The organism is Paraburkholderia mimosarum LMG 23256 = NBRC 106338, assembly GCF_000739815.1.
Taxonomy (GTDB): domain Bacteria; phylum Pseudomonadota; class Gammaproteobacteria; order Burkholderiales; family Burkholderiaceae; genus Paraburkholderia; species Paraburkholderia mimosarum.
The window spans coordinates 1-2551 of sequence record NZ_BBJJ01000232.1 but is presented as its reverse complement, the minus strand read 5'-3'; the positions used below and the strand labels follow the sequence as shown (position 1 = coordinate 2551).

Below are 2551 nucleotides of genomic sequence, written 5' to 3'. Positions count from 1 at the left end.
AACAAGGGTACGACATTCTGCCCGTCAACATCTCTCGCATGACATCGTAGTGCGCTACCGCTTCCACCCCCTTGTGGGTGAGCGTCTCGCGGTGGTCCGGCTGCATTACGTCAACGATGAGCCCTGCTACGTCATCCGGCGCTCTGATGGCTCGACGGTGTCCGTCCCCGAGTGGATGACCGAGCTTGCGGCGGCCGATGTGCGAGTCGTCGAGCAATCGCGCTTGCCCGTTGCGGTGCTACTGGAACTGCGCCGTTGTGCATCGATGTTCTTATCCTCACGGGATGGCCCAAGCCCTACAGGAGAACGCGATGCAGCCACGCCCAATGGTTCAGATAGCGCTGTTCGAAGACGCCGGCGCAATCCCCTTGCCGAAACTACCGGAGGACGTTCAGCTCCAACTGCAGCAGCAGATGGTGCAGTGGATGCGAACCATCGCCGTGGCGATCAACCAGGGGGAAAACGATGAACAAGATCACCACTGAACATCTGTCGCGGCTGGCCTGTGTGTATGTTCGCCAATCGACACAGGAGCAGGTGCAGAACAACCTCGAGAGCCAGCGGCGGCAATATGCTCTGGTTGAGCGCGCCCGGCAATTGGGGTGGGAGCGCGTGGAGGTCATCGACGACGATCTCGGCCGCTCCGGATCAGGCACGCTGCGCCCTGGCTTCGAACGGTTGCTGGGCTTGCTTTGCGATGGTGAGGTCGGCGCGGTTCTGAGCATCGAAGCTTCGCGCCTGGCACGCAACGGGCGAGACTGGCATACGCTGCTGGAGTTCTGCAGCGTTGTGGGGGCGTTGCTCATCGATGCAGAAGGAGTCTATGATCCCGTGCAGATGAATGACCGGCTTCTGCTCGGCATGAAAGGCACGATCAGCGAGATGGAACTGGCCAGCTTCCGGCAGAGAGCGCACGAAGCGATGAAGCAGAAGGCTAAACGCGGAGAGCTTTACATGCATGTGCCCATCGGCTATGTGCGCACCGTCGACGATCGCCTCGAGAAGGATCCCGACGAGCGCGTGCGCGCGGCCATCGATCTGGTGTTTCGCAAATTCGCCGAACTTGGCAGCGCCAGGCGCGTGTATTTCTGGCTGGGCGAGCAAGGTATCGAGATGCCGGCTGTGACGAGCGCCGGCAGCGCAGGGCGTGTCGAGTGGAAGGCCCCGCGCTACCACAGCGTGCTGAGCCTGCTGCACAATCCGATCTACGCGGGTGCTTACACGCATGGCCGCACCAAGACCAACGTGCGCATTGAGGATGGGCGCAAACGTGCCGTACGTACCCACCATCGCCGGCCCGAGGATTGGACGGTGCTGATTCGCGATCATCACGAGGGCTACATCGACTGGGACGTGTACTGCGCCAACCGGGAGCTGATGGCCCACAACACCAATGGAAATGGCAGTGCAGTGCGCGGTTCGATCAGGAGTGGTAGCGCGTTATTATCAGGACTACTGCGCTGTGGTCATTGTGGTGCCAAGCTTAGTGTCAACTATCCAAGCCCGACCAGCATCCGCTATCAATGCACCACACATATCCTCAGCCGTGACCACGCCTGCTGTGTCATGTTCGGCGGCATCGTCGCGGATCAACTGGTGGCCGAGCAAGTGCTGCGCTCCCTGGAACCGCTGGGACTGCAAGCGGCGGTGCAGGCCATTGATCAGTTGCAAAGCGTCGAGGACGAGCGGCTCGCCCAGAAGCGCCTGGCGCTGCAGCGTGCTCGCTACGAAGTCAACCGTGCACAACGCCAATACGATGCCGTCGATCCCGCCAACCGTCTTGTTGCCGGGTCGTTGGAGAAGCGTTGGAACGATGCATTGGCCGTGCATTCGCGGCTGGAGGAAGAGGTCGCCGAGTTGATGCGACAGCGCCCCGATGCACTCAGCGATGAGACGAGGCAAGCCCTTATGGCGTTGGCCGAGGATATACCGCGCCTGTGGGGGCACCCCGACACCACGCCCGATATCAGGAAGCGTATCGTGCGCACCGTGATCAAAGAGATCGTCGTGACCTCTGATGGTGACTCGGTGCGCTTCATCGTGCATTGGCAAGGCGGCGATCATACCGAGCTGAAGCTGAAGAAGACGCCCACCGGAATACATCGCTACGTCACGAGCGCCGAGACGATCGAGCTGATTGCTTCGTTGGCGCGCCTGCAGGCCGACGAGCGCATCGCCGCGACCATTAATCGCCTGGGCTATCGCACAGCGCATGGGCACACGTGGACCGCTACGCGAGTCTGTGCGATCCGCAACGGCCGCGGCATCGCGCCGTACCGCGATGGCGAGCGTCAGGAACGTGGCGAGTTGACCGTTGATGAGGTCGCCATGGCGTTGCATGTCACGCCGACCACCGTTCTGCGCCTGATCCACCAGAAGAACCTGTTGGCCAGGCAAGCCTGCCGCAATGCACCGTGGACTATCCGCCAGGCCGATCTCGATGAATTTCTCGCTGTCCGGGCCGAGCAAGGCCCGTCAACTCACGTCGCGGGCCAGTTGACCCTTGATATTCAATGACATACGAAGGAGTGCATTATGGAAGGCCGCCGAA

At 61.3% G+C, this 2551-nt stretch carries 2 protein-coding genes; both read left to right on the top strand.

What is annotated here, in order from left to right:
• The first annotated feature begins 311 nt into the window (after nt 1-311).
• Complete coding sequence (locus BMI01S_RS43700) at nt 312-485, top strand: hypothetical protein (protein WP_154671483.1); 174 nt, start codon at nt 312-314, stop codon at nt 483-485.
• Nucleotides 466-2517, top strand: coding sequence for a recombinase family protein (locus tag BMI01S_RS36915; protein ID WP_028232850.1), 2052 nt, complete (start codon nt 466-468; stop codon nt 2515-2517). Before BMI01S_RS43700 ends, BMI01S_RS36915 begins: the two co-directional genes overlap by 20 nt.
• The last annotated feature ends 34 nt before the right edge of the window (nt 2518-2551 follow it).

Bases quoted from the DNA above. Each gene is read 5' to 3' on its own strand.
- BMI01S_RS43700 (WP_154671483.1), top strand. From the start codon at position 312: ATGCAGCCACGCCCAATGGTTCAGATAGCGCTGTTCGAAGACGCCGGC.
- BMI01S_RS36915 (WP_028232850.1), top strand. From the start codon at position 466: ATGAACAAGATCACCACTGAACATCTGTCGCGGCTGGCCTGTGTGTAT.